This is a genomic window from Streptomyces muensis (genome assembly GCF_021474425.1).
Classification (GTDB): Bacteria; Actinomycetota; Actinomycetes; order Streptomycetales; family Streptomycetaceae; genus Streptomyces; species Streptomyces muensis.
On record NZ_JAKEIP010000136.1, the window covers coordinates 1 to 22,892 of the forward strand.

Consider the following 22,892-nt stretch of genomic DNA (forward strand, 5'->3'; position numbering starts at 1 on the left):
GTGTGGGTGGAGCCACCCTGCGTCTCGGCGCCGGTCGCCGGGTGACCCCCGAGGGCCGCCCGGCCGCCGGGGGCCTGGACCCGGTGGAGGACGAGGAGAGCGGGACCGGCGGCGCGCCGACCGTCGAGACCGAGGGCCTGGAGAGCCGCGTCACCCCCTTCCCGGTCGCCGCCTCCAAGTACTCGGCGCTGCACCCGGTGGCGGGCGGCGGACTGGTCTGGCTGCGCTGGCCGATCTCGGGAGCGCTGGGCGAGACGTTCGCCAACCCGGACGACACCACCGGCCGGCCGACCCTCGAACACTTCAACATCAGCAAGGCGAAGAAGTCCGAACTCGTCGACCACCTCGACTGGTTCGCGGTCAGCGGCGACGGCTCCCGCCTGGTCCTGGTCGATGAGGGCGACCTGCGGGCGGTGCCCGCCAACGAGTCCGGCGACAGCGACACGACGGTCTGGATCGACGCACGCCGCATCCTGCACGAGGTCGACCCGACGGCGGAGTGGCGGCAGGCGTACGAGGAGGCGGGCCGGCTCATCCGCGCGTACTTCTGGGAGCCGGGGATGTGCGGCATCGACTGGGACGCCGTCCTCGCCCAGTACCGCCCCCTGGTCGAACGGGTCGCCTCCCCCGACGAGTTCGCTGACCTGCTCCGCGAGGTCCTCGGCGAACTCGGCACTTCCCACGCCTACGTCACGGCCGCCCGCCGCAACGAGGGCCCCCCGCACTACCAGCGCTGGCAGGGCCTGCTGGGCGCCAACTTCGTACGCCGCGACGACGACTGGATGGTCCGCCGCATCCTGCCCGGCGAGTCCTCCGACTCCAAGGCCCGCTCCCCGCTGGCGGGCACGGGCATCCGCGAGGGCGCGGTCCTCACCCACGTCGACGGCCGCCCCGTGAACCCCGCGACCGGCCCGTACCCGTTGTTGGCGGGCGCCGGCGGCACGACGGTGGAACTGACCTTCACCCCCGCCGAGGGCGAGGCGGGCCGCGCCCGGCGCGTGGCCGTGGTCCCCCTGATCGACGAGCGCCCCCTGCGCTACCAGGACTGGGTGGCCAAACGCCGCGCCGTCGTCCGGGAGTTGAGCGACGGCCGCTGCGGCTACCTCCACATCCCCGACATGGGCGGATCGGGCTGGGCCCAGTTCAACCGCGACCTGCGCATGGAGATGTCCCGCCCGGCCCTGATCGTCGACGTACGCGGCAACGCGGGCGGCCACATCAGCGAACTGGTCGTGGAGAAACTGACCCGCACGATCCTGGGCTGGGACCTCACTCGCAACGCCCAGCCGGTGTCGTACGCGTCAAACGCGCCGCGCGGCCCGATCGTCGCCCTCGCCGACGAGGCGACCTCGTCGGACGGCGACATGATCACGGCCGCGTTCAAACTCCTCAAACTCGGCCCGGTCGTCGGCCAGCGCACCTGGGGCGGCGTCGTCGGCATGACCGGCCGCCACCGCCTCGGCGACGGCACCGTCATCACGGTCCCGATGAACGCCGCCTGGTTCGACGCCTACGGCTGGACCATCGAGAACAAGGGCGTGACCCCGGACGTAGAGGTCCTCCGCACCCCCCTGGACTGGGCAGAGGGCCGCCACGCCCAACTGAAGGACGCGGTCGAACTCGCCCTGAACCTCCTGGAGTCCAACCCCCCGGCAACGCCCCCGGACTACTCACACGTACCGGACCGATCAAGGCCGAAATTGCCGCCAAGGAATCGATAGGGCGCAACGTCAACGCCCCAGGCGCGCGGGGCCGTATCAACTTGCGGCGCCACCAACTCCCTAGGGGCGCGGGGAACTGCGCGACCAGCCCCCACCGGCCCGCACCCGACAACGAACCCCCACACACAACGCAAACGCGGGGCACCCACCAAACAGGGGGCACCCCGCGTTCACCGAGACCGACGACTACCGGTCGTAGTCCTGGTCGAACCGCTCCTCGTCCTCACGACGCATCCGCTCGGACTCCTCGTCCCGCTGCGGCCGCTGCGGCCGGCGCTCCGGCTGCGGCTGCGGCTGCGGCTGCCCCTGCGGACGCCCGCGCTCCTGCTGACCGTGCTGACGAGCACGCTCCTGAAGCTGCTCGGACTTCTCCTTGAACTGGTCCTTCATGCCCATGTGGGTTCACTCCCATAGTGGGTGGGGGATTGGCCCCTCGGTGGGGCCTCGACCAGATTCACACGGCCGATAACCCCCCGCATGTCGATCAGTTACGCCGCGTAGTCCGCGCAGCTCTCTCCTGCTCGTCGGCGGAGCCCCCCGCGCCGACCAGCCCGATCCGCATCCCCTCCAGCCGGTCCGCGAACCGCCGTACCTCCCGCTGCCCCACCGTCCCGATGAGCCCCGGCAGATACCCACGCACCCCCTGCATCCCGCGCAGCCACCACTGCCCGTACACATGGCTCGACCGCCGCTCGATCCCGGCCACGATCCGGTCGACCGCCGGCCCCAGCGGATAGGTCTTGTTGGACGGCCACGGCAGCCGCTGCCTCAACTCCCGCATGACGTCGTCCTGATCGGCTCCCCGCACCATGTCGGTGTCGGTCCAGGACAGATACCCGACACCCACCCGCACGCCCTTGTACCCGACTTCGGCCCGCAGACTGTGCGCGTACGCCTCGACACCGGACTTGGACGCGCAGTACGCGGTCATCATCGGCGCCGGGGTGATGGCTGCGAGCGAGGCGATCTGGAGCAGATAGCCGCGGCTCTCCGCCAGCGCGGGCAGAAACGCGCGCGCGGTCACCGCCGACCCGATGAGGTTGACCTCGATGACCCGCCGCCAGGCCTCCGGATCGGAGTCCACGAAGGGACCCCCGCTGGCGACACCGGCGTTGGCGACGACGATGTCGACCTTCCCGAACCGCTCCTTGACCTCGCGCGCGACGACGGCCATCGCCTCATGGTCCGTCACATCGGCGTACCAGTGCCCGCTGTCGCCGTGCAGCCGTTCGGAGACCTGCTTGAGCGCGTCCGGCTCCAGCCCGACGAGCGCCACGCTCGCGCCGCGCGCGGAGAGCTTGCGGGCGAGCAGCTCACCGACGCCACGCGCCGCTCCCGTGACGACGGCGACCTGCCCTTCGAGGCTGACCCTGCTCATGCACCCTCCTTGATCGTTGCGTACGTCGTGACGAGCTCACGTATCTTCCCGGTCACCAGGTCGGGCGCCTCGACCGGCGTCATGTGCCCGAGTCCGGGCAGTTCGATGACGCCGAGGCACTGCGGCAGCGCGGCGGCCAGCGCGTGCGCGTGCACGGGCGGGGTCAGCCGGTCGGCCGTGCCGACGACCACCGCGGTCGGCACCGCCAACTCCCGTACGCCGTGGTCGAGGTCGAGCAGATCGAGCACCTTCGACCAGGCGTACCGCACCTTGCGCGGACACGCGTGCACGATCCGCGCGCACGCCTCGACCATGTGCGGGGCCGAACCGGGGCCCATCGTCCCGTACTTGAGGATCGCCCGGGCGACCGGCGTGACCGGCCCGAGCGGTGCCCGGGCGCCGAGGATGTGCTTGGTCAGCCAGGTCCGCAGCCGCCCCGGCCGCATCGGTACGACCGTCGACTCGGCGACCAGCCGCGAGGAGCCGGTGCTGCACAGCAGCACGGCGGCGGCGTGCTCACGGAACCCGGGGCGCGCGGACGCGGCCATCACCGTCATGCCGCCCATGGAGTGCCCGGCGATCACGGCCTTCTCCCCGGGCGCGAGGGTCGCCTTCAGTACGGCTTCGAGGTCGTCGGCGAGCGCGTCGGCGCTGCACGCCGGGCTCGCCGGGCTGCGTCCGTGGCCGCGCTGGTCGTAGGCGATGACCCGGTGGCCGGCGGCCAGTTCCCGGATCTGCGCGGCCCAGAAGGCGGTCGAGCAGGTCCAGCCGTGCGCGAGGACGACGGCGGGCGCGTCCTTCGGGCCGTGCACCTCTATGTGCAGCCGGGCGCCGTCGGCGGAGGTGGCCGTCAGTTCGCGGGCGGGGGCGGGCGGGGCGTACGGCCCGGACGTCACGTGCATGAGACGGCTCACGCGGTCACCTCGGCTTCTTCCTTGACGGTGGCCCGGACCACGGCGTACTCCGACAGGTCCACGCGCCGCGTGGCGCGCCGGAACTCGCTCGTCGTGCCGGGCCAGACGGTGGTGTTGCGGCCGTTCGCGTCGAGGTACCAGCTCGTGCAGCCGCCCGTGTTCCACACGGTCCGCTTCATGCGCTCCTGGACCCGCCGGTTCCAGGCGTGCACGGCGCTCGACCGCGCGTCCAGGGCGACCCGCCCGCCCAGGACGTTCAATTGGCGTACGAAGTCGGCCATGTAGTTCAGCTGGGACTCGATCATCAGGATCATCGAGGAGTTCCCGAGCCCGGTGTTGGGCCCGATGACGGTCATCCAGTTCGGGAACCCGGCCGCGGAGGCACCCCGCAGGGCCTCCATCCCGCCCTTCCAGGCCTCGGCGAGCGTCTTGCCCTCGGCCCCCACCACCCGCTCGGCGATGGGCATGTCGGTGACGTGGAACCCCGTGCCGAAGACGATCGCGTCGACCTCGGCCTCGCTCCCGTCGGCGGCCACGACGGTCGAGCCGCGGACCTCGCTCAGCCCGCTGGCCACCACGTCGACGTTGGGCTGGGCGAGCGCGGGATAGTAGGTGCTGCTCAGCAGGATCCGCTTGCAGCCGATGCGGTAGTCGGGGGTCAGCTTGGCGCGCAGGGCGGGGTCCTTGATGGCGCGGGCCATGTTCCGCTTGGCCAGCTGCTCGACGAAGCCCAGCTCGTTCGGGTGCTTGGTGAACGCCTGGACCTGCAGCTCCCGGATCCCCCACAGCAGGCCGCGGCGCAGCTGCGCGGTGAAGGGCAGGGCCCGGTGCAGGGAGCGCTCGGCGCCGCTGATGGCGCGGTCGACGCGGGGCATGACCCAGGGCGGGGTGCGCTGGAAGAGGGTGAGCCGCTCGACGTCGGGCTGGATGGACGGCACGATCTGGATGGCGGAGGCCCCCGTGCCCACCATCGCGACACGCTTGCCGCGCAGGTCGTAGTCGTGGTCCCAGCGGGCGGAGTGGAAGACCTTGCCGGGGAAGGTGTCGAGCCCCGGGATGTCCGGGACCTTGGGGTCGGACAGCGGTCCGGTGGCGGAGACGACGAAGTCGGCCGACAGACTCCCGGCGCTGGTCTCGATGTCCCAGCACAGCCGCTCGCCGTTCCAGGTCATCCGCTTCACCTCCGAGTCGAAGCGGATGTGCGGCCGCAGCCCGAAGACGTCCGTGACGTGCTCCAGATAGGCCCGGATGTGCTCCTGCCCGGAGAAGGTGCGCGGCCAGTCGGGGTTGGGTGCGAAGGAGAAGGAGTACAGATGGGACGGCACATCGCAGGCACACCCCGGATAGCTGTTGTCCCGCCAGGTGCCGCCGACGCTGTCGGCCCGCTCCAGGACGACGAAGTCGGTGACGCCCTCGCGTCGCAGCCGGACGGCGGCCCCCAGCCCGCCGAACCCGGACCCGATCACCGCGACCCGCACATGTTCGCGTTCGGCCATGCCTGTGCCTCCACACTTGAACACACTTGAACCGGAACCGCGCCAGTGAACACTGGCGCAATGGGGAGAGTAGAGCAGGTCCGTACCGGCCGGTAGGGGTCAACCTGCGAAAGTTACCGTCGGTACGCCTTAAGGTGCCCAGGTGACCGAGAAGCGTGAATACCGCATGGAGGAACTCGCCCGCCTGGCCGGCGTCACGGTCCGCACCCTGCGCTTCTACCGCGAGCGCAAGCTGATCCCGCCACCGCGCCGCGAGGGCCGCATCGCCTGGTACGACGACCACCACCTGGCCCGGCTGCACACGATCTCGGCCCTGCTGGAGCGCGGCCACACCCTCAGCGGCATCGCGGAACTCGCCGACGCCCTCGACCACGGCCGCGACGTCGCCGACCTCCTCGGCGTCGGCGCCCCCACCGAGGAGGAGCCGGTCCGCCTCACCCCCGAGGAACTCGCCGCCCGCTTCGAGGGCGAGGTCACCGCCGAGAACCTCGCCGCCGCCCTCGACCTCGGCTACCTCGGCACCGACGGCGACGAGATCGTCCACATCAGCCGCCGCCTCCTGGACGTCTCCTCGGCCCTGGTCCGCGAGGGCATCCCCCTGGCGGAGGTACTGCAGGCGGGCAAACGGGTCCGCGAACACGTGGACGCCCTGGCGGAAATGTTCGCCGACCTGGTCCTACGCCACACGGGAGAGGAAGACCTGCAACGCCTACGCCCACTGGCAAGGAGCGTTGTGGAAGCGGAACTGTCACTGGCGCTGGACCGCCGCCTACGCAAGCAGTAACGCCCCCAAAGGGGCGCGGGGAACTGCGCGATCAACCACGACGAAGGCCGCACCCGACCACAAACACATCCCGGCACTACCGGTCGTAGACCACCGTCACCGGCGCATGATCCGACCACCGCTCCCCATGCGTCGCGGCCCGCTCCACATAACCCTTGAGCGCCTTGGCCGCGAGCCCCGCAGTAGCGACCTGATAGTCGATACGCCACCCGGTGTCATTGTCGAAGGCCCGCCCCCGATACGACCACCACGAGTACGGCCCCTCCACATCCGGATGCAACGACCGCACGACGTCGACATAGCCACCGACCGCGGGATCGAGCACCTGCCCCAGCCACTCCCGCTCCTCCGGCAGAAACCCGGAGTTCTTCTGGTTGCCCCGCCAGTTCTTCAGGTCGGCCCGCTGGTGCGCGATGTTCCAGTCACCGCAGACCAGCACCTCACGCCCACCCGCGGCGGCACGCTCACGCAGCTCCTTCAGGTACGCCAGGAACTCCCCCATGAAGCGCACCTTCTCGTCCTGCCGCTCCGTACCGACCTCCCCGGACGGCAGATACAGCGAGGCGACCGTCACACCCGGCAGATCGGCCTCGACATACCGCCCGCTGCCGTCGAACTCGCTCGACCCGAACCCGACCTGGATCCGGTCGGGCTCTCGCCGGGTGTACAGGGAGACACCGGCTCGCCCCTTGGCGGCGGCGGGCGCGTGCACGACATGCCAGCCGCCGGGCGCACGCACATGCTCCGGCAGCTGCTGCGGCTCCGCACGCACCTCCTGCAGACACAGCACATCGGCTTCGGTACCGGCGAGCCACTCCACGAAGCCCTTCTTCGCGGCGGCCCGCAGCCCGTTCACATTCACAGAGGTCACAGTGAGCACCCGGGAACGATACCGGCACCCTGGAACGAGTCCGGTTCTGGAACCCTGGTGAAATTGAACTCATATACGGTATTCGGCATGGACATACGCCCCGTCGCCTTCGACCACCCCGACGCCGTCAAGCTCAACGACCAGGTCCAGGCCGAGTACGGCGTCCGCTACGGCGACGACGGCGACGCCACGCCCCTGGACGTGGCGGACTTCAGACCGCCGAACGGCCTGTACCTGCTCGCCTACGACGCGCTCGGCACCCCCGTGGCCTCCGGCGGCTGGCGGTCCCAGGACGAGAACGGCGAGGGCAACGCGGACGGCGACGCCGAGCTCAAGCGGATGTACGTCATCGAGCAGATGCGCGGCCGTGGCCTGGCGCGCCGGATCCTGGCCGCGCTGGAGGAGGACGCGCGGAACGCGGGCCGCCGGCGCATGGTCCTGGAGACCGGGGCCAAGCAGCCGGAGGCGGTGGCGCTGTACTCCTCCAGCGGGTACGAGCCGTGCGAGAAGTTCGGCTACTACCGCTTCCACGAGCTCAGCCTGTGTTTCGCCAAGGCCCTGTGAGGCGTACGCCCGCCCTCAGCCCTCGCAGCCGCTCTCCCGCCGTGTGATGCGATACACGTCCCGCACACAGAGGTTGAGGACCAGCGACAGCACGACCAGCCCCGCGCACGCCACCAGCACTGTCCGGCTGTCCCAGAGGCCGGCCGCGAGGGCGGTGAGCAGATAGCCGAGGGGGATGGCGAGCCGTTCGCCGACGTTGTTGAACGCGCTCATACGCCCCAACTCGCCCTGCGGCACATGCTGCTGGAAGGCGGTCGTCCACGCGACGACCGCCACGTCGAGGCCGATCCCGGCGAGCAGCGCGGCCAACAGGACCCAGGGCAGCGGCAGTCCCCATCCCATGGCGAGCAGCGGCCCGGCGAGCGGCGCACAGGCCACGATGGCCACGACCAGCAGCCGGTCCGGCCGCCAGCGCAGGCACACCACCGTCCCGCCCAGCAGCCCCGCGGCGAACGCCGCCTGCACCAGCCCCCAGTCGCCTGCCCCCGCGTACCGCTCGGCCGCGACGACGGGCCCGAGCAGCTGGTACCCGGCCAGCCACGCGGCGACGAGGAGCGTGCCGGCGGCCGTGTAGGTCCACAGCCAGGTCCGCGACCAGAACCCGGCCCAGCCGTGCCGCAGGTCGCTGAGCGCGCTGGTGACGGTGACGGGTGCGTCCAGGCGCAGTCCGAGCAGCAGGACGGCGGCGACGGCGAAGGTGAGCGCGTCCCAGGCGAGCGCCCAGGCCGGGCCGCTGACCGCGACGACGGCTCCGCCGACGGCAGGTCCGAGCACCTTGACGGCGTTGCCCGGCAGCCTGAGCAGGGCGTTGGCCTGCTGCAACTGCTCCGCCGGGACGATCTGGCCGACGGCGCCCTGGGTGGCGGGCACGGTGAAGGCCACGGCGGTCCCGGAGACGAAGCCGCAGACGGCGATGGAGGTCGTCGACGCCTGTCCTGTGGCGACGATCACGGCCAGCGCGCCCTGGGCGAGGGCCGCGAGCAGATTGCCGAGGAAGAGCATCCGACTGCGGGACATCCGGTCCGCGAGCACTCCGCCCACGAGCAGGAACAACACCGTCGGCACGGTGTTCGTGGCCAGGACCAGCCCGAGTTCCCCGGCTCCGCCGCCCTCCCCGATCACCGAGTAGGCGAGCGCGAGCGGCGCCATCGCGGACCCGGTGGCGGAGACGAGGTTGGCCAGCACGAACCGCCCGAAGCCGGGGATCCGCAGCGGCGCCGCACGCCCCGCCGATAACTCTGCGTCGACCTTCTCCACGCTCCCCCTCGCGGCGGCGGCACTTGGGCACAACAAAGATCCCGCCCGATCAACCGATCGGACGGGATCTCTCAACTCCCTGGTTTCCCTGGAGAGTTGTTGCGGTGGACCTGAGGGGATTTGAACCCCTGGCCCCCTCGATGCGAACGAGGTGCGCTACCGGACTGCGCCACAGGCCCTTGCAACGAGTGAAACTTTAGCACCCCGATCGGCCTGCTTGGAAATCCGTTCCCTGGCCGGAGCCGTGCCCGGCCGCAGGTGCCGCTGCTCGCCTCGGGTGCGCTACTCGTTGGCGGCGCGCGGCCGGTCGCCTTCCTCGTACTGGTCGAACAGCGGCGTACGGCCCCGTTCGCGTGCCCGGCGGGCGGAGGCGGCCCGGCGGGCGTCGCTACGACCGCCCCCTTCGGCCTTCTCCTCCTCGCGCCCCGCGTCCCCGTCCCCCGGCTCCGCGCCCCGCGCGGAACCCTCTCCGGCCTCGGCGCCGGTCTCCCGGTCCCGGCCGACGGCGCTCGAGCGCGCCGAGCTCCAGGCGTCCGGAGCGCCGAGGTCCACATCGGGGGTGGCCCGGGGCGCGACCGGCGCGGTCACATACGTCGGCAGCGGCACCGGCACCGGGTCCCAGCTGTCGCCGTGTCCGGGCCTGCGCTGCCGCTCACGCTGCTGGTCGACCCACTCGGCGTGGTCGGTCTGCTCGACCAGGGCGCGCCGGTCGGCGGCGAGGGCGGACAGGCCGGGGTCGGTGGCGCCTGGTTCGGACCCCTCGTCGGGCTCGTCGAGGCCCGCGCCGGGGTCGGTGCCGCCGCGGCGGCGCGACTGGCGCGCGTGATCGCGAAGCCGCTGCGCGGCGGCCTCGGCCTGCCGCCGGTCCATCTGGTAGGCGAAGCGACGGCGCTCCTGGGACCGCAGATACGCGATGTACCCGCTGAGCAGCACGGCGGGGACGCCGGGCGCCCACAGGAAGGCGAGCCCGCCGACCGCGGCGACGACCGCGCCGAAGGTGAAGGCGAGGAAGAGCATCACGGTCGTACGGCGACGGCGTGCGAGCACCTTCGAGCGCCGGGCGCGGGCCGCGGCCGCCTCGTCCGAGGGGGCTCGCCGGGCGGCGGGCACCCGCTTGCGTGCCTTGGCCGCGGGGCCGGAGCCTGCTTCGGCGGAGGGCGCGCTCGCGCGTTCGGGTGCCGGCCGGGAACCGTGTTCGGGTGCCGGTTTGCTCCCCTGGTCCCGCGCGGAGTCGCGTGCCGGTTCCGGGCGTGCCGGTGTCTGGGCCGGGACCGGCGCCTGGGTCTGCGGACGGGTCGGAGGCATGGCGAAGGCCCGGACGTCCACCGACTCGGTGACGTCGCCCGGGTCCTCGGCGCTGGGCTCCCCCTCCTCGGTGGAGCGCGCGCGCAGGTCCTTGGCGTACCGGCGCTCCATCCCCGCCCGTCCGGACAGCAACCGGATGGCTGTGCTGAAGCGTTCCGTCGGACGGGCCTCGTTCAGCTCGTCCTGCCTACGGAGCCACATCGGCACCAAGTAGGCGGCCCAGGCCCCGACAATGACTGCGTAGATGAGGCCGCTGCTGCTCACGTCTCACACGGTAGAGGGATTTGCGTGAGGCCATCCGCCAATTGAGCCGGTGTGTCGCACGATCTGGCTGATATTTCGAACTTTTTTTGTGACCGATGCGATCAGCAGCCCACCGAGGGCGCGAATTTAATGCCCGAGCCGGTCATCCGGCGATCAATTTCGAACACTTATTCAATTTCCGGGAGCCCCGGCATTCCCTGGCAGTGTCTTCTGGGATCGTTCCCGGTGCCAGCGGCCCAGCAACCCTTCCGGGACCTCTTCCGCCGTGAGCGCGAAGACGAGATGGTCCCGCCAGGCCCCGTCGATGTGGAGATATCGCGGACGCAGGCCCTCCTCGCGGAATCCGAGTTTCTCCACGACCCGGCGGCTGGGCCGGTTCTCGGGGCGAATGCAGACCTCGATGCGGTGCAGACCGACGCTGCGGAAACAGTGGTCCACTGCCAGCGCCACGGCCGTCGGCATCACCCCGCGGCCCGCCACCGCCTCGTCCACCCAGTAGCCGACGTGTCCCGAGCACATCGAGCCCCAGGTGATCCCGGCGACCGTCAGCTGCCCGACCAGCCGCCCCTGGTACTCGATGACGAACGGCAGCATCCGGCCCGAGTTGGCCTCGGAGCGCAGGTGTCGGACCATCTGGCGGTAGGTCGGCCGGTGCGCGATCGGCCCGCTGGGCGTGGGCGGCGGAATCGTCGCCTCCCAGGGCCGCAGCCAGTCCCGGTTGCGCCGGTTGACCTCGCGCCAGGCCCGCTGGTCGCGCATCTTTATCGGCCTCAGGACGACATCACCGTCCCTGAGCACGACGGGCCAGGATGGGCTGTTCAGCTCGCACCCCCACTGCTGGGTCTGGGGTGGTCGCCGCCGCGGATCTGGTCGACGGCGTGGATCAGGAGGGGCTCCAGGACGGCAAGGCCGTCTTTCACGCCGCCGCTGGAACCGGGCAGATTGATGATCAGGGTGCGCCCGGCGACTCCGGCGAGCCCCCGGGACAGTGCCGCCGTGGGCACCTTCTCCCGTCCGAACGCCCTGATCGCCTCGCCGATGCCCGGCACCTCGAAGTCGAGGACGGCTCGGGTGGCCTCCGGTGTGCGGTCGGTGGGCGAGATGCCGGTGCCGCCGGTGGTGACGATGACGTCGTAGCCGGCATCCACCCCGGCGCGCAGGGCGGCGAGCACCGGGTCGCCGTCGGGCACGATCTGCGGTCCCTCGACGTCGAAGCCGAAGCCCTTCAGGCCCTGGGCGATCAGCGGACCGCCCTTGTCCTCGTAGACCCCGGCGGCAGCACGGTTGGAGGCGGTGACCACAAGAGCGCGATACGTCATGCCCGGCTCCAGTCGCCCGACTTGCCGCCCGTCTTCTCCTCGACCCTGATGTCCGTGATGACCGCTCCCTTGTCGACCGCCTTCACCATGTCGATCACGGTGAGCGCGGCGACGGAGACCGCGGTGAGGGCCTCCATCTCGACGCCCGTGCGGTCCGTCGTCTTCACGGTGGCCAGGATCTCCACCGCGTCGTCCGCGACCGACAGGTCCAGTTTCACACCGGACACCGCGAGCGGGTGGCAGAGCGGGATCAGGTCGGGGGTGCGTTTGGCGCCCATGATCCCGGCGATCCGGGCGGTGGCGAGGGCGTCGCCCTTGGGGACCCCCTCGCCGCGCAGCAGCTCGATCACGCGGGGCGAGACGAGGACGCGGCCGCTGGCGCGGGCGGTGCGCGCGGTGACGTCCTTGCCGGAGACGTCGACCATGCGGGCCGCGCCCGCGTCGTCGATGTGGGTGAGGCGGTCCTGCGTGGATGGGTCCTGCGTGCTCATGCTGGTGTGGCGCTCCCGGTCCTGGCCCGTCGCGGTGCGGCGCACGGGCCTGCTGTGCGCGACACGGTACCGCCAACCCCGCCCGCTCAGCCGAGCAGGACCACCTCGACCTCGGCCCCGGGCTCGACGCTCTCGGTGTCCTCGGGGACGACGATCAGCGCGTCCGCGTGCGCGAGGGCGGCGACCAGATGGGATCCGGCGCCGCCGACCGGCCGCACCGCGCCGTCGGCGTAGGTCCCGCGCAGGAACTGTCTGCGTCCCTTGGGCGAGGTCAGCGCCTTGTCGGCGGTCAGGGTCGCGGTCGTCCGGGGCCGGTGGACGTCCTCAAGGCCCATCAGGGTGCGGATCGCGGGGCGCACGAACAGTTCGAAGGAGACGTACGACGACACCGGGTTGCCGGGGAGGGCGAGCAGCGGGGTGTGGTCGGGGCCGATGGAGCCGAAGCCCTGGGGCTTGCCGGGCTGCATGGCGAGCTTGCGGAAGTCGATGCCGCCGCCGGCCTCGTCCTCGTCGGCGACGTGCGACAGGGCTTCCTTGACGACGTCGTACGCCCCGACGCTCACGCCGCCGGTGGTGACCATGAGGTCGGCGCGGACGAGCTGGTCCTCGATGGTGGAGCGCAGTGTCTCGGCGTCGTCGGCGACGGCGCCCACGCGGTAGGCGATGGCGCCGGCGTCCCGGGCGGCCGCGGTGAGGGCGAAGCTGTTGGAGTCGTAGATCTGGCCGCCGGACAGCTGCTCGTCGGGCTGGACGAGTTCGCTGCCGGTGGACATCACGACGACCCGCGGGCGCGGGCGCACGCGGACCGTGCCGCGGCCGATCGCGGCGAGCAGGGCGATCTGGGGCGGGCCGAGGACCGTGCCGGCTTCGAGGGCGCGGTCGCCGGACTTCACGTCGCTGCCCTTGGCGCGGACGTGCGCGCGGGCCTCGGCCGGCCGGTGCACGTGCACCTGTCCCTGGGCGCCCTCGGGGGCCAGGCTGCGGGCCTGCATCCCGGTGACCGGGCCCTCGCCGAGGCCGCCGTCGGTCCACTCCACGGGGACGACGGTCTCGGCGCCGGGCGGCAGCGGGGCGCCGGTCATGATGCGGGCGGCCTGGCCGGGGCCGACGTGGAGCGGGTCGGCCTGGCCCGCCGCGACGTCCCCGACGACCTCCAGGACGGCGGGGAACTCCTCGCTCGCGCCCGCGACATCCGCGACCCGTACCGCGTACCCGTCCATGGAGCTGTTGTCGAACGGCGGCAGGGAGACCGGCACCGTGACGTCGTCGACCAGGACACAGCCCTGGGCGTCGAGCAGTTGCAGCTCGATGGGTTCGAGGGGGCGGACGGTCGTGAGGATGTCCTCCAGGTGTTCGTCCACCGACCAGAGGTGGTCCTGGCCGGCGGGGCGGGGCGCGGCGGTGCTCAACTCGCTACATCTCCTCGGCTACGTAACTGCGAAGCCAGGTCCGGAAGTCCGGGCCCAGGTCTTCACGTTCGCATGCGAGTCTGACAATGGCACGCAGGTAGTCGCCGCGGTCGCCGGTGTCATAGCGGCGGCCCTTGAAGACGACGCCGTGCACCGGGCCGCCGACCTTCTCGTCCTGGGAGAGCTGCTGGAGGGCGTCGGTGAGCTGGATCTCGCCGCCGCGGCCCGGCTCGGTCTCGCGCAGTATGTCGAAGATGTGCGGGTCGAGCACATAGCGGCCGATGATGGCGTAGTTGGACGGGGCGTCGGCCGCGGCCGGCTTCTCGACGAGGTCGTGCACCTTGACCACGTCGCCGTCCTCGGTGGGGTCCACGGCCGCACAGCCGTAGAGGTGGATCTGCTCGGGCGCGACCTCCATCAGCGCGACGACGCTGCCGCCGTGCTGCTCCTGGACCTCGACCATCCGCTTGAGCAGCGGGTCGCGCGGGTCGATCAGGTCGTCGCCGAGGAGGACGGCGAAGGGCTCGTTGCCCACGTGGGGGGCCGCGCACAGGACGGCGTGGCCGAGGCCCTTGGGGTCGCCCTGGCGGACGTAGTGCATGGTGGCGAGGTCGCTGGACTCCTGCACCTTCGCGAGCCGGCCGGCGTCGCCCTTCTTCTGGAGGGCCGATTCCAGCTCGTAGTTGCGGTCGAAGTGGTCCTCCAGGGGCCGCTTGTTGCGGCCCGTGATCATGAGGACGTCGTCGAGGCCGGCGGAGACGGCCTCTTCGACCACGTACTGGATCGCCGGCTTGTCGACGACCGGCAGCATCTCCTTGGGAGTGGCTTTGGTGGCCGGCAGGAAGCGGGTACCGAGACCCGCTGCGGGGATGACAGCCTTGCTGATCCGAGGGTGGGACTGAGTCATGCCCGCCACCCTATCCGGTGCCTTTGTAGGGAATCTGAGGCTCCGGTTATTTGGCTCTCTTATGAGCACATTGGGAAGGGTAAGGGAGCGACCTATGAGTCACATCGGACGTCCGGCCGAGCCTGACAAGCGCGTGTTGCGGCGGGAGATCCTCTCGGTGAGAGGCAGGTTGACGGCGGATGACGTGCGGGTATCGGCCACCGCGCTGGCCGGTCGGGCGCTGGAGCTGCCCGAACTGGCGCACGCGCGCGTGGTGGCGGCGTACGTCTCCGTGGGGAGTGAACCCGGCACCCTCGCGCTGCTCGACGCGCTGCGCGCGCGGGGTGTCCGCGTCCTGCTGCCCGCCCTGCTGCCCGACAACGACCTCGACTGGGGCGCCTACTTCGGGGCGGACTCCCTGGCCCGTGTCCGACACGGCGGAAAGATGGCCCTCTTCGAGCCCTCCGGCGAGCGTCTCGGCCCGGACGCCGTGACCGGGGCCGACGTGGTGCTGCTGCCGGGCCTCGCGGTCGACGCGCGCGGGATGCGGCTGGGGCGCGGCGGCGGGTCGTACGACCGTGTCCTCGCCCGTCTGGAACGCGCGGGCGCCCGGCCCTCGCTGGTGGTGCTGCTGTACGACTCCGAGGTCGTCGAGCGCGTCCCCGAGGAGCCGCACGACCGGCCGGTGCACGCGGTGGTGACACCGTCGGGGGTGCGCCGCTTCGGGCAGCCCTGAGCCGCCCCAGGTGCGAAAGTGCCCTCCACGCGCGCGTGGAGGGCACTTCGGCGGTACGACCGTCAGCGGCTCACGGCCTGAGCACCAGGGTGTCGCTGGTGCTCTCCTGGACCGCCTCGTCCGAGAACGACCAGTCGAGCAGTTCGCCGTCGGCCCACTTGTCGGTCTGGTCCGTGTAGTGGGCGCTGTAGGCGTGCCCGGAGGCGCCGGTGAGGTTGATCCACTTCGACTTGTCGAGGTCGCTGAGGTTGACCACCATCCGCATCGACGGCACCCAGACGACTCCGTAGCCGCCGGCGGCGTTCCAGCCGGAGGCGTTGACCGTGGCCTCGCCGCCGCTGAGCTTCCAGGGGCCGCGGTTGAGGATGTACTGGAGGAAACCGGGGCCCTCGGTGCCGAGGGTCTGGTTCTTCAGGAACAGGCGGTGCAGCCGGCCCCAGCTCCAGGTGTCGATGTCCTTGCCGAGCTTGGCGGTCAGCTCCCAGCGGGCGTCGACCATGGCGCGCCGGAACAGGTCGTCACGGTTGTGGTACGCGCCCTTGCGGTTGCCCGACTTGGGCGTCGTCCACCAGTCGCTGTCCTTGTCGTCCATGAGGTTGCGCACCACCTCGAACCAGCGGTCGCCGCCGTCGGGCTGCGCCTGGTCGGTGTCGCGCTCGCCGCACTCGCGCACCTTCTCGGTCGCGTCCACGGGCCCGGTGGTGTTGACCGGGTCGACCAGCAGGCACTGGCCCTTGACGCGCAGCTCCTTGGGCAGCTTGTTGCCGAAGGCGAGCTTGAGGATGTTGCGCCAGACCGCGTTGAAGTAGGCGGCCGCCGCCGAGTCGGCGTCCTGGGTGCGGTCCCAGCCCTCCAGGAGCTCCTGTGCCTCCCGGACGGCCGCCGCGTCCCGGACGTCCTTGTCGGAGATGTCGATCTTCAGCAGCTCGGGCACAAGCTTCCTGGCGATCTCGCTGCTGTTGTCGAGCTGCATCTGGCGCATGTCGTCGGTGGAGATCTTGCCGCCGCCGTCGATCTTCGACTGGATCAGGTCGTTGATGCGCTGGCTGCGGGCGCCGTAGCCCCAGTCCGTGGTGAGCGTGTAGGGGTACTCGTCCTGGTCGACGACCGCCTGGTTGGCGGTGACGATGTAGCCGCGGGACGGGTTGTACTCGTACGGCAGCTCGTCCTCGTCGATGTAGCCGGTCCAGCGCGACCCGGAGTCCCAGCCGGGCGCGGGGACGGAGCCGTCGTAGCCCTTCGCGCGCGTGGGGATCCTTCCGGGCAGCGTGTAGCCGATGTTGTCCTTGGTGTCGGCGTAGACCAGGTTCTGCGAGGGCACGTCGAACAGGGCGGCCGCGCCGCGGAAGTCGGTCCAGTTCGCCGCCTTGTCCATGGCGAAGACGGCGTCCATGGAGGTGCCCGGGTCCAGCGCGGTCCAGCGCAGCGAGATGCCGTAGCCGTCGCCGCGGTCGGGGGCGGCGGTGTCGACGGTGGCCTTCTTGCCGACCTTCACCAGCTCGGAGCTGCGGTCGGACAGCAGGGGGCCGTTCTCGGTCTCGCGGACGACGATCTTCTTGGGCGAGCCGCCGGCGACCTTGATGGTCTCCTCGCGCGTGGTGAAGGGCACCGTCTTGCCGTCGAGCTGGTAGCCGTCGCCGGAGAGCTTCTCCAGGTAGAGGTCGGTGACGTCGACGCCGGAGTTGGTCATGCCCCAGGCGATGTCCTTGTTGTGGCCGATGATCACGCCGGGCATGCCGGCGAAGGTGTAGCCGCTGACGTCGTACTGGCACTTGCTGGAGACCGCGCGGCAGTGCAGGCCCATCTGGTACCAGACGGACGGCAGCGAGGCCGACAGGTGCGGGTCGTTGGCCAGCAGGGGCTTGCCGGTGATGGTGTACTTCCCGGCGACGACCCAGGAGTTGGAGCCGATGCCGTTGCCGTTCACGCCGACGGCCGTCGGGAGGTCGTCCAGGACGTCCTGGAGGCCCGCCAGCTGGCTCTGGAGGCCGGCGGTGCCCGATCCGGAGGACGTGCCGGTGCCGGTGCCGGAGGAGCCCGCGGAGGACGTGGCGCCGTCCTGCTGGAAGGTCTTGGTGATGTCGTCGTACTGGCCGGTCTGGACGATCGTCTTGTTCCGGTCGTACGGGTAGGCCGGGTACAGGTCCTGGATCTGCTTGGGGCCGAGGCGGCTGGTCATCAGGGCGCGGTCGATCTCGTCCTGCATGTTGCCGCGCAGGTCCCAGGCCATCGCCTTCAGCCAGGCGAGCGAGTCGATGGGGGTCCACTTCTCGGGCTTGTAGTCGTTGGTGAACCCGAGCGCCGCGTACTCCAGGGAGATGTCCTTGTTGTCCTTGCCGTCCAGATAGGCGTTGACGCCCTCGGCGTAGGCCTGGAGGTACTTCTTGGTGGACGCCGACAGCGTCTTGTCGTACTCCTCCTTGGCGACGCTGTCCCAGCCCAGGGTGCGCAGGAACGCGTCGTTGTCGACCTGGCCCTCGCCGAACATCTCCGACAGCCGACCGGAGGTCATGTGCCGGCGCACGTCCATCTCGTAGAACCGGTCCTGCGCCTGGACGTAGCCCTGCGCCATGAACAGGTCCGCGTCGGAGGAGGCGTAGATCTGCGGGATGCCGTAGTCGTCGCGCTTGACGTCGACGGGCCCGGACAGGCCGGGGAGTGTGAGTGATCCCTTGGTCTGCGGGAAGGAGGCACGGACGGTGCTGATGGACCAGTAGCCCCCGAAGCCGACGCCTCCGACGAGGGCCAGCACCAGCACGAGGACGATCAGACGGGCTCTGCGCCCCTTCTTCCTGCCGGACTTGCCGGGCTTCTGACCCGTGGAGGCGGTGGTGTTGGGGGGCATCGCTGTCCTTGCTGTCCTAACGCGAGAGGCAGGCGGTCCTGGAGTGCTGGAGCAACCATAGGCGCAGGGCCCGATCCAACTTGACTCGGAGTAGGGAACCAGCACGGACGGACGTTCGATCATGCACCCCTTAGCGTCAAGAAATCGTCAAGAGTTAGGTAAGGTAACGAAGTAGTTGGGTGCGGAGAACCGTCACTTCGTGTCCTATGTACGTGAGCCCGCGCGCGCGTGCGCGCGGGCCAGGGAAGGGAACGGCCGCTGACTGTCCACGACCTCAACCAGCTCCTGCTCGTCTGCTCGCTCGTCCTGCTCGTCGCCGTCGCCGCGGTCCGGATCTCCTCGCGCAGCGGGCTCCCCAGCCTGCTCGTCTACCTGGGCATCGGCGTCCTCATGGGCCAGGACGGGATCGGCGGCATCCGCTTCGACGACGCCGAGCTGACCCAGGTCATCGGGTACGCGGCCCTCGTCGTGATCCTGGCCGAGGGCGGTCTCGGCACGAAGTGGAAGGAGATCAAGCCGGCCCTTCCGGCCGCCACCGCGCTGGCACTGGTCGGGGTCACGGTGAGCGTCGGGGTCACGGCGGCGGCCGCGCACTATCTCGTCGGTCTGGAGATCCGGCAGGCGCTGATCGTCGGGGCGGTCGTCTCCTCGACCGACGCCGCGGCGGTGTTCTCCGTACTGCGGCGCATTCCCCTCCCCTCGCGCGTGACCGGCACCCTGGAGGCCGAGTCCGGCTTCAACGACGCCCCCGTGGTCATCCTGGTGGTCGCCTTCTCCACGCACGGTCCGATCGAGCACTCGTACGTGCTGCTGGGCGAGATAATGCTGGAGCTGGCCATCGGCGCCGCCATCGGCCTCGCGGTGGGCTGGCTGGGCGCCTGGGGCCTCAGGCACGTGGCGCTGCCCGCCTCCGGTCTCTACCCGATCGCCGTCATGGCCATCGCCGTCGCCGCCTACGCGGCCGGCGCGATGGCGCACGGCAGCGGCTTCCTCGCGGTCTATCTCGCCTCGATGGTCCTGGGCAACGCCAAGCTGCCGCACTGGCCCGCCACGCGCGGGTTCGCCGACGGGGTCGGCTGGATCGCCCAGATCGGCATGTTCGTCCTGCTCGGCCTCCTGGTCACCCCGCACGAGCTGGGCGACGACATCCTGCCCGCGCTCCTCATCGGGCTGGTGCTGACCATGGTGGCCCGCCCGCTGAGCGTCGTCGTGTGCCTGGTGCCGTTCGGCGTCCCCTGGCGCGAGCAGGCCCTCATGTCCTGGGCCGGACTGCGCGGCGCCGTGCCCATCATCCTGGCGACCATCCCCATGGTGGGCGGCATCGAGGACAGCCGCCGCATCTTCAACATCGTCTTCGTCCTGGTCGTCGTCTACACGCTGGTCCAGGGGCCGACCCTGCCGTGGTTCGCGCGCAAGCTGCGGCTCGGCCAGGAACCCGAGCCCGCCGACCTCGGCATCGAGTCGGCGCCGCTGGAGCGGCTGCGCGGGCACCTGCTGTCCTTCGCGATCCCCGAGGGCTCCAAGATGCACGGCGTAGAGGTCAACGAGCTGCGGCTGCCCGCCGGGTCGGCCGTCACCCTCGTCGTCCGCGAGGGAAAATCGTTCGTTCCGCTGCCGACGACGGTGCTCAGACGCGGCGACGAACTGCTCGTCGTCGCCACCGACCCGGTACGGGACGCCGCCGAGCGCCGGCTGCGCGCGGTGGGCGCAGGAGGAAAGCTGGCCGGATGGCTGGGGACGAACGGGACATCCTGATCGTAGGCGGAGCGGCCGTAGTGCTCATTTTCACAAGGTCAACAGCCCTTGTCCCCTGTACTATGCAGGCGTAACCCCAGATCGAACCACCTCTGCCTGACGCAGAGCTGGCGCGACCGTATGGCGGCCGGGACGTCCCTGCTCAGTGGACGCCGGTATCTACCGCAGTTCCGCGCGACAGGACAGCTCTCGGCGCCGCCCCCCACCCGACGGGGTCGCGCTACCAGGCGGCAGAAAGGCACGGGCCGTGGCATCCACGGTCACCACCGAGCAGTCGAAGGACTCGTCTGCCTCCTCCCGCGCGGGACGCCCGGGATACGGACAGCTGCTGCGCACCCGCGGCGCCTGGACGTTCCTGCTCCCCGGCTTCGCGGCACGCCAGCCGTTCGCGATGCTGACCATCTCCATCGTGCTGTTGGTGCAGCACACCACCGGTTCCTACGGTGCGGCGGGCGCCGCCGCGGCCGTCACCGGCGTCTCCATGGCGCTGTTCGCCCCCTACAGCGGCCGCCTCGCCGACCGCTACGGACAGCGCGCCGTCCTGCTCCCCGGCGTCCTCGTGCACGTGCTGTCCGGTCTGACCCTGACGGCGCTCGCACTGGCCCACGCACCCCTGTGGGCACTGTTCGCCGCCGCCGTGCCGACCGGCGCCTCGGTGCCGCAGATCGGCCCCATGGTCCGGGCCCGCTGGGGCGTGAAGCTCCAGGGCTCGCCCCTGATGACCACCGCGGCCGCCTTCGAGTCCGTCACGGATGAGCTCACCTTCGTCGTCGGCCCGCTGCTGGCCACCGCCCTGTGCACCGCCGTCGACCCGGCCGCGGGCCTGGTCACGGAGGCCGCGCTCACCCTGCTGGGCGGTCTGCTGTTCGCCGCGCAGAAGAGCACCCAGCCGTCGGTCACCGTCGCCGGGCACGCGCGCGTGGAGCACACCTCGGCGCTGCGGATCCCCGGGGTGCGCGTGCTGATCGTGACCTTCCTCGGCATCGGTTCCGTCTTCGGCGGCATGCAGGTCTCCCTGGCCGCGTTCACCGAGTCCATCGGCGAACCGGGACTCAACGGCGTCCTCTACGGCACCTTCGCCGCCGGCAACATGCTCTCCGGCATCGTCTGCGGCGCCATCGCCTGGAAGGTGGCCCCGCAGCGCCGCCTCCTCGTCGGATACGCCGCCCTCGCGCTGGCCGCGTCCGGCCTGTGGGCCGCGCACTCGGTGCTCGTGCTGGCCGGCCTCGGACTGGTCGTCGGCATGTGCATCGCGCCCGCGCTGATCACCGGCTACACCCTGGTCGAGAGCCTGGTCCCGGCCGGCGCCCGCACCGAGGCCTTCACCTGGCTCACGGGAGCGGTCGCGCTCGGCCAGGCCGCCGCGGTCACCGTCGCCGGACAGCTGGAGGACCGCTTCTGGGGTGGTGCCGGGTTCCTGGTGCCGATGGGCGGGACCCTGCTGGCCCTTGCGACCCTGGTGGCACTGCGTTCCCGCCTGATGGCACGGCCCCGCGGCCGCACCGTGGCACGTGGCGTCGGTCACCGCGTGTCGGTGGCAGTGGACTGAGCGGCTGGAATACGTCACACTTGACCGTCGTTAGCACTCATCGAGTGAGAGTGCCAGGAGGAAGACAGTGCCGACCTACCAGTACCAGTGCACCGCGTGCGGCGAGGGCCTCGAGGCGGTGCAGAAGTTCACCGACGACGCCCTGACCGAGTGCCCGAGCTGCCAGGGCCGCCTCAAGAAGGTGTTCTCCGCGGTAGGCATCGTCTTCAAGGGCTCCGGCTTCTACCGCAACGACAGCCGCGGCTCCTCGTCGAGCAGCTCGCCGGCGTCGTCCAAGCCGTCGACGTCCTCCTCGTCCGACTCGTCCTCTTCCTCCTCGACGTCGACCTCTTCGTCGTCCTCGGAGTCGAAGTCGTCGAGCGCCGGCACCTCCTCCAGCTCCGCCGCGTAAGCACTGCCCACGGACACGTGGGACGCACTCCTTACAGGACCCTGTCGCCCTCCGGCGACGGGGTCCTCGGCGTTCGCGGGGGCGGTTAGGGTGCGGACATGGCGAACAAGGCGAACGTCGAACTCGGCGTGATCGGTGGCTCCGGCTTCTACTCGTTCCTCGACGACGTGACCGAGATACAGGTGGACACCCCGTACGGGCCACCCAGTGACTCCCTCTTCCTCGGCGAGATCGCCGGCCGGCGGGTCGCCTTCCTGCCCCGGCACGGACGCGGCCACCATCTGCCGCCGCACCGCATCAACTACCGGGCCAACCTCTGGGCGCTGCGCTCGCTCGGCGCCCGCCAGGTCCTCGGCCCCTGCGCGGTCGGCGGCCTGCGCCCCGAGTACGGTCCGGGCACGCTGCTCGTGCCGGACCAGCTCGTCGACCGTACGAAGTCCCGGGTCGGCACGTACTTCGACGGGCTGCCGCTGCCCGACGGCTCCGTGCCGAACGTGGTGCACGTCTCCCTGGCCGACCCCTACTGCCCCGCCGGGCGCGCGGCCGCGCTGAAGGCGGCGCGCGGTCGGGACTGGGAGCCGGTCGACGGCGGCACGCTGGTCGTGATCGAGGGACCCCGCTTCTCCACCCGTGCCGAATCGTATTGGCACCAGGCTCAGGGCTGGTCGGTGGTGGGCATGACCGGCCACCCCGAGGCGGCGCTCGCCCGTGAACTCGAACTCTGCTACACGTCGTTGACGCTGGTCACCGACCTCGACGCGGGCGCCGAGACCGGCGAGGGCGTCTCGCACGACGAGGTGCTGCGGGTGTTCGCGGCCAACGTGGACCGGCTGCGGGGCGTGCTGTTCGATGCGGTGGCCTCGCTGCCGGCGAACGACGAGCGGGACTGTCTGTGCGCGAGCGCGTTGGGCGGGATGGATCCGGGGTTCGCGCTGCCGTAGGGGGCGCTTGAGGGGG

At 71.0% G+C, this 22,892-nt stretch carries 21 protein-coding genes and 1 tRNA gene; 8 read left to right on the forward strand and 14 right to left on the reverse strand.

Going from position 1 to position 22,892, the window contains the following annotated elements; all coding sequences use genetic code 11:
• On the forward strand, nucleotides 1-1,721 hold a 1,721-nt coding region (locus L0P92_RS27260; RefSeq protein WP_234765677.1), incomplete at its 5' end, for a S41 family peptidase.
• 186 nt (nucleotides 1,722-1,907) lie between these two features.
• Here L0P92_RS27260 and L0P92_RS27265 read toward each other — a convergent pair.
• The 4 genes from L0P92_RS27265 to L0P92_RS27280 all read right to left on the reverse strand — a co-directional run bounded on the left by L0P92_RS27265 (nucleotide 1,908) and on the right by L0P92_RS27280 (nucleotide 5,509).
• Nucleotides 1,908-2,111, reverse strand: coding sequence for a hypothetical protein (locus L0P92_RS27265; protein WP_308289762.1), 204 nt, complete (start codon nucleotides 2,109-2,111; stop codon nucleotides 1,908-1,910).
• A 94-nt stretch (nucleotides 2,112-2,205) separates the two neighbouring features.
• Nucleotides 2,206-3,099 (reverse strand): SDR family oxidoreductase, encoded by an 894-nt coding sequence (locus tag L0P92_RS27270; RefSeq protein ID WP_234765679.1) that lies wholly within the window; start codon nucleotides 3,097-3,099, stop codon nucleotides 2,206-2,208.
• Nucleotides 3,096-4,013, reverse strand: coding sequence for an alpha/beta fold hydrolase (locus L0P92_RS27275; RefSeq protein ID WP_234765680.1), 918 nt, complete (start codon nucleotides 4,011-4,013; stop codon nucleotides 3,096-3,098). Before L0P92_RS27275 ends, L0P92_RS27270 begins: the two co-directional genes overlap by 4 nt.
• Entirely contained in the window at nucleotides 4,010-5,509 is a 1,500-nt protein-coding gene (locus tag L0P92_RS27280; RefSeq protein WP_234765682.1) for a flavin-containing monooxygenase, read from the reverse strand. Before L0P92_RS27280 ends, L0P92_RS27275 begins: the two co-directional genes overlap by 4 nt.
• 142 nt (nucleotides 5,510-5,651) lie before the next feature.
• Here L0P92_RS27280 and L0P92_RS27285 point away from each other — a divergent pair, with 142 nt between their 5' ends.
• On the forward strand, nucleotides 5,652-6,293 hold the full coding sequence (locus tag L0P92_RS27285) for a MerR family transcriptional regulator (protein WP_234765683.1): 642 nt from the start codon (nucleotides 5,652-5,654) through the stop codon (nucleotides 6,291-6,293).
• Between the two features lie 76 nt (nucleotides 6,294-6,369).
• Here L0P92_RS27285 and L0P92_RS27290 read toward each other — a convergent pair whose 3' ends face one another.
• Nucleotides 6,370-7,173: an exodeoxyribonuclease III gene (locus tag L0P92_RS27290; protein WP_234765685.1), complete on the reverse strand. Its 804-nt coding sequence runs from the start codon at nucleotides 7,171-7,173 to the stop codon at nucleotides 6,370-6,372.
• Nucleotides 7,174-7,251: 78 nt separating this feature from the next.
• Between L0P92_RS27290 and L0P92_RS27295 the strand changes: the two genes are divergently transcribed.
• On the forward strand, nucleotides 7,252-7,728 hold the full coding sequence (locus L0P92_RS27295) for a GNAT family N-acetyltransferase (protein ID WP_234765687.1): 477 nt from the start codon (nucleotides 7,252-7,254) through the stop codon (nucleotides 7,726-7,728).
• A gap of 15 nt (nucleotides 7,729-7,743) precedes the next feature.
• Here L0P92_RS27295 and L0P92_RS27300 read toward each other — a convergent pair whose 3' ends face one another.
• From L0P92_RS27300 to galU, 8 genes are all read right to left on the reverse strand, one after another.
• Nucleotides 7,744-8,985, reverse strand: coding sequence for an MFS transporter (locus tag L0P92_RS27300; protein WP_234765688.1), 1,242 nt, complete (start codon nucleotides 8,983-8,985; stop codon nucleotides 7,744-7,746).
• A gap of 105 nt (nucleotides 8,986-9,090) precedes the next feature.
• A tRNA-Ala gene (locus L0P92_RS27305) sits at nucleotides 9,091-9,164 on the reverse strand.
• Nucleotides 9,165-9,267: 103 nt separating this feature from the next.
• A complete protein-coding gene (gene sepX, locus L0P92_RS27310; protein WP_234765689.1) occupies nucleotides 9,268-10,554 on the reverse strand; it encodes a divisome protein SepX/GlpR in 1,287 nt (428 codons plus the stop codon).
• A 171-nt stretch (nucleotides 10,555-10,725) separates the two neighbouring features.
• Entirely contained in the window at nucleotides 10,726-11,352 is a 627-nt protein-coding gene (locus L0P92_RS27315) for a GNAT family N-acetyltransferase (RefSeq protein WP_308289763.1), read from the reverse strand.
• Nucleotides 11,353-11,372: 20 nt separating this feature from the next.
• The gene (locus L0P92_RS27320; RefSeq protein ID WP_234765690.1) at nucleotides 11,373-11,873 is read right to left on the reverse strand and encodes a MogA/MoaB family molybdenum cofactor biosynthesis protein; all 501 of its coding nucleotides are present in this window, start codon (nucleotides 11,871-11,873) and stop codon (nucleotides 11,373-11,375) included.
• Nucleotides 11,870-12,364, reverse strand: a complete 495-nt coding sequence (gene moaC / locus L0P92_RS27325) for a cyclic pyranopterin monophosphate synthase MoaC (RefSeq protein ID WP_234765704.1) — start codon at nucleotides 12,362-12,364, stop codon at nucleotides 11,870-11,872. Before moaC ends, L0P92_RS27320 begins: the two co-directional genes overlap by 4 nt.
• An 86-nt stretch (nucleotides 12,365-12,450) precedes the next feature.
• A complete protein-coding gene (gene glp, locus L0P92_RS27330; RefSeq protein ID WP_234765691.1) occupies nucleotides 12,451-13,773 on the reverse strand; it encodes a molybdotransferase-like divisome protein Glp in 1,323 nt (440 codons plus the stop codon).
• Between the two features lie 4 nt (nucleotides 13,774-13,777).
• Nucleotides 13,778-14,680, reverse strand: coding sequence for a UTP--glucose-1-phosphate uridylyltransferase GalU (gene galU / locus L0P92_RS27335; RefSeq protein WP_234765692.1), 903 nt, complete (start codon nucleotides 14,678-14,680; stop codon nucleotides 13,778-13,780).
• A gap of 94 nt (nucleotides 14,681-14,774) precedes the next feature.
• On the opposite strand from galU, the gene L0P92_RS27340 reads away from it, so the two are divergent.
• A complete protein-coding gene (locus tag L0P92_RS27340) occupies nucleotides 14,775-15,395 on the forward strand; it encodes a 5-formyltetrahydrofolate cyclo-ligase (protein ID WP_234765693.1) in 621 nt (206 codons plus the stop codon).
• Between the two features lie 70 nt (nucleotides 15,396-15,465).
• Here the strand turns inward: L0P92_RS27340 and L0P92_RS27345 are convergent, their stop codons facing one another.
• The gene (locus L0P92_RS27345) at nucleotides 15,466-18,240 is read right to left on the reverse strand and encodes a penicillin acylase family protein (RefSeq protein ID WP_234765695.1); all 2,775 of its coding nucleotides are present in this window, start codon (nucleotides 18,238-18,240) and stop codon (nucleotides 15,466-15,468) included.
• Nucleotides 18,241-18,468: 228 nt separating this feature from the next.
• Here L0P92_RS27345 and L0P92_RS27350 point away from each other — a divergent pair, with 228 nt between their 5' ends.
• The 4 genes from L0P92_RS27350 to L0P92_RS27365 all read left to right on the forward strand — a co-directional run bounded on the left by L0P92_RS27350 (nucleotide 18,469) and on the right by L0P92_RS27365 (nucleotide 22,876).
• Entirely contained in the window at nucleotides 18,469-19,995 is a 1,527-nt protein-coding gene (locus L0P92_RS27350) for a potassium/proton antiporter (RefSeq protein ID WP_234765697.1), read from the forward strand.
• A gap of 247 nt (nucleotides 19,996-20,242) precedes the next feature.
• Nucleotides 20,243-21,544, forward strand: coding sequence for an MFS transporter (locus L0P92_RS27355; protein WP_234765699.1), 1,302 nt, complete (start codon nucleotides 20,243-20,245; stop codon nucleotides 21,542-21,544).
• 67 nt (nucleotides 21,545-21,611) lie between these two features.
• Complete coding sequence (locus L0P92_RS27360; RefSeq protein ID WP_234765701.1) at nucleotides 21,612-21,935, forward strand: FmdB family zinc ribbon protein; 324 nt, start codon at nucleotides 21,612-21,614, stop codon at nucleotides 21,933-21,935.
• A gap of 98 nt (nucleotides 21,936-22,033) precedes the next feature.
• Nucleotides 22,034-22,876 carry an S-methyl-5'-thioadenosine phosphorylase gene (locus L0P92_RS27365; protein WP_234765702.1) on the forward strand — a complete coding sequence of 281 codons (843 nt, stop codon included), beginning with the start codon at nucleotides 22,034-22,036 and terminating at the stop codon, nucleotides 22,874-22,876.
• Nucleotides 22,877-22,892 lie beyond the last annotated feature (16 nt).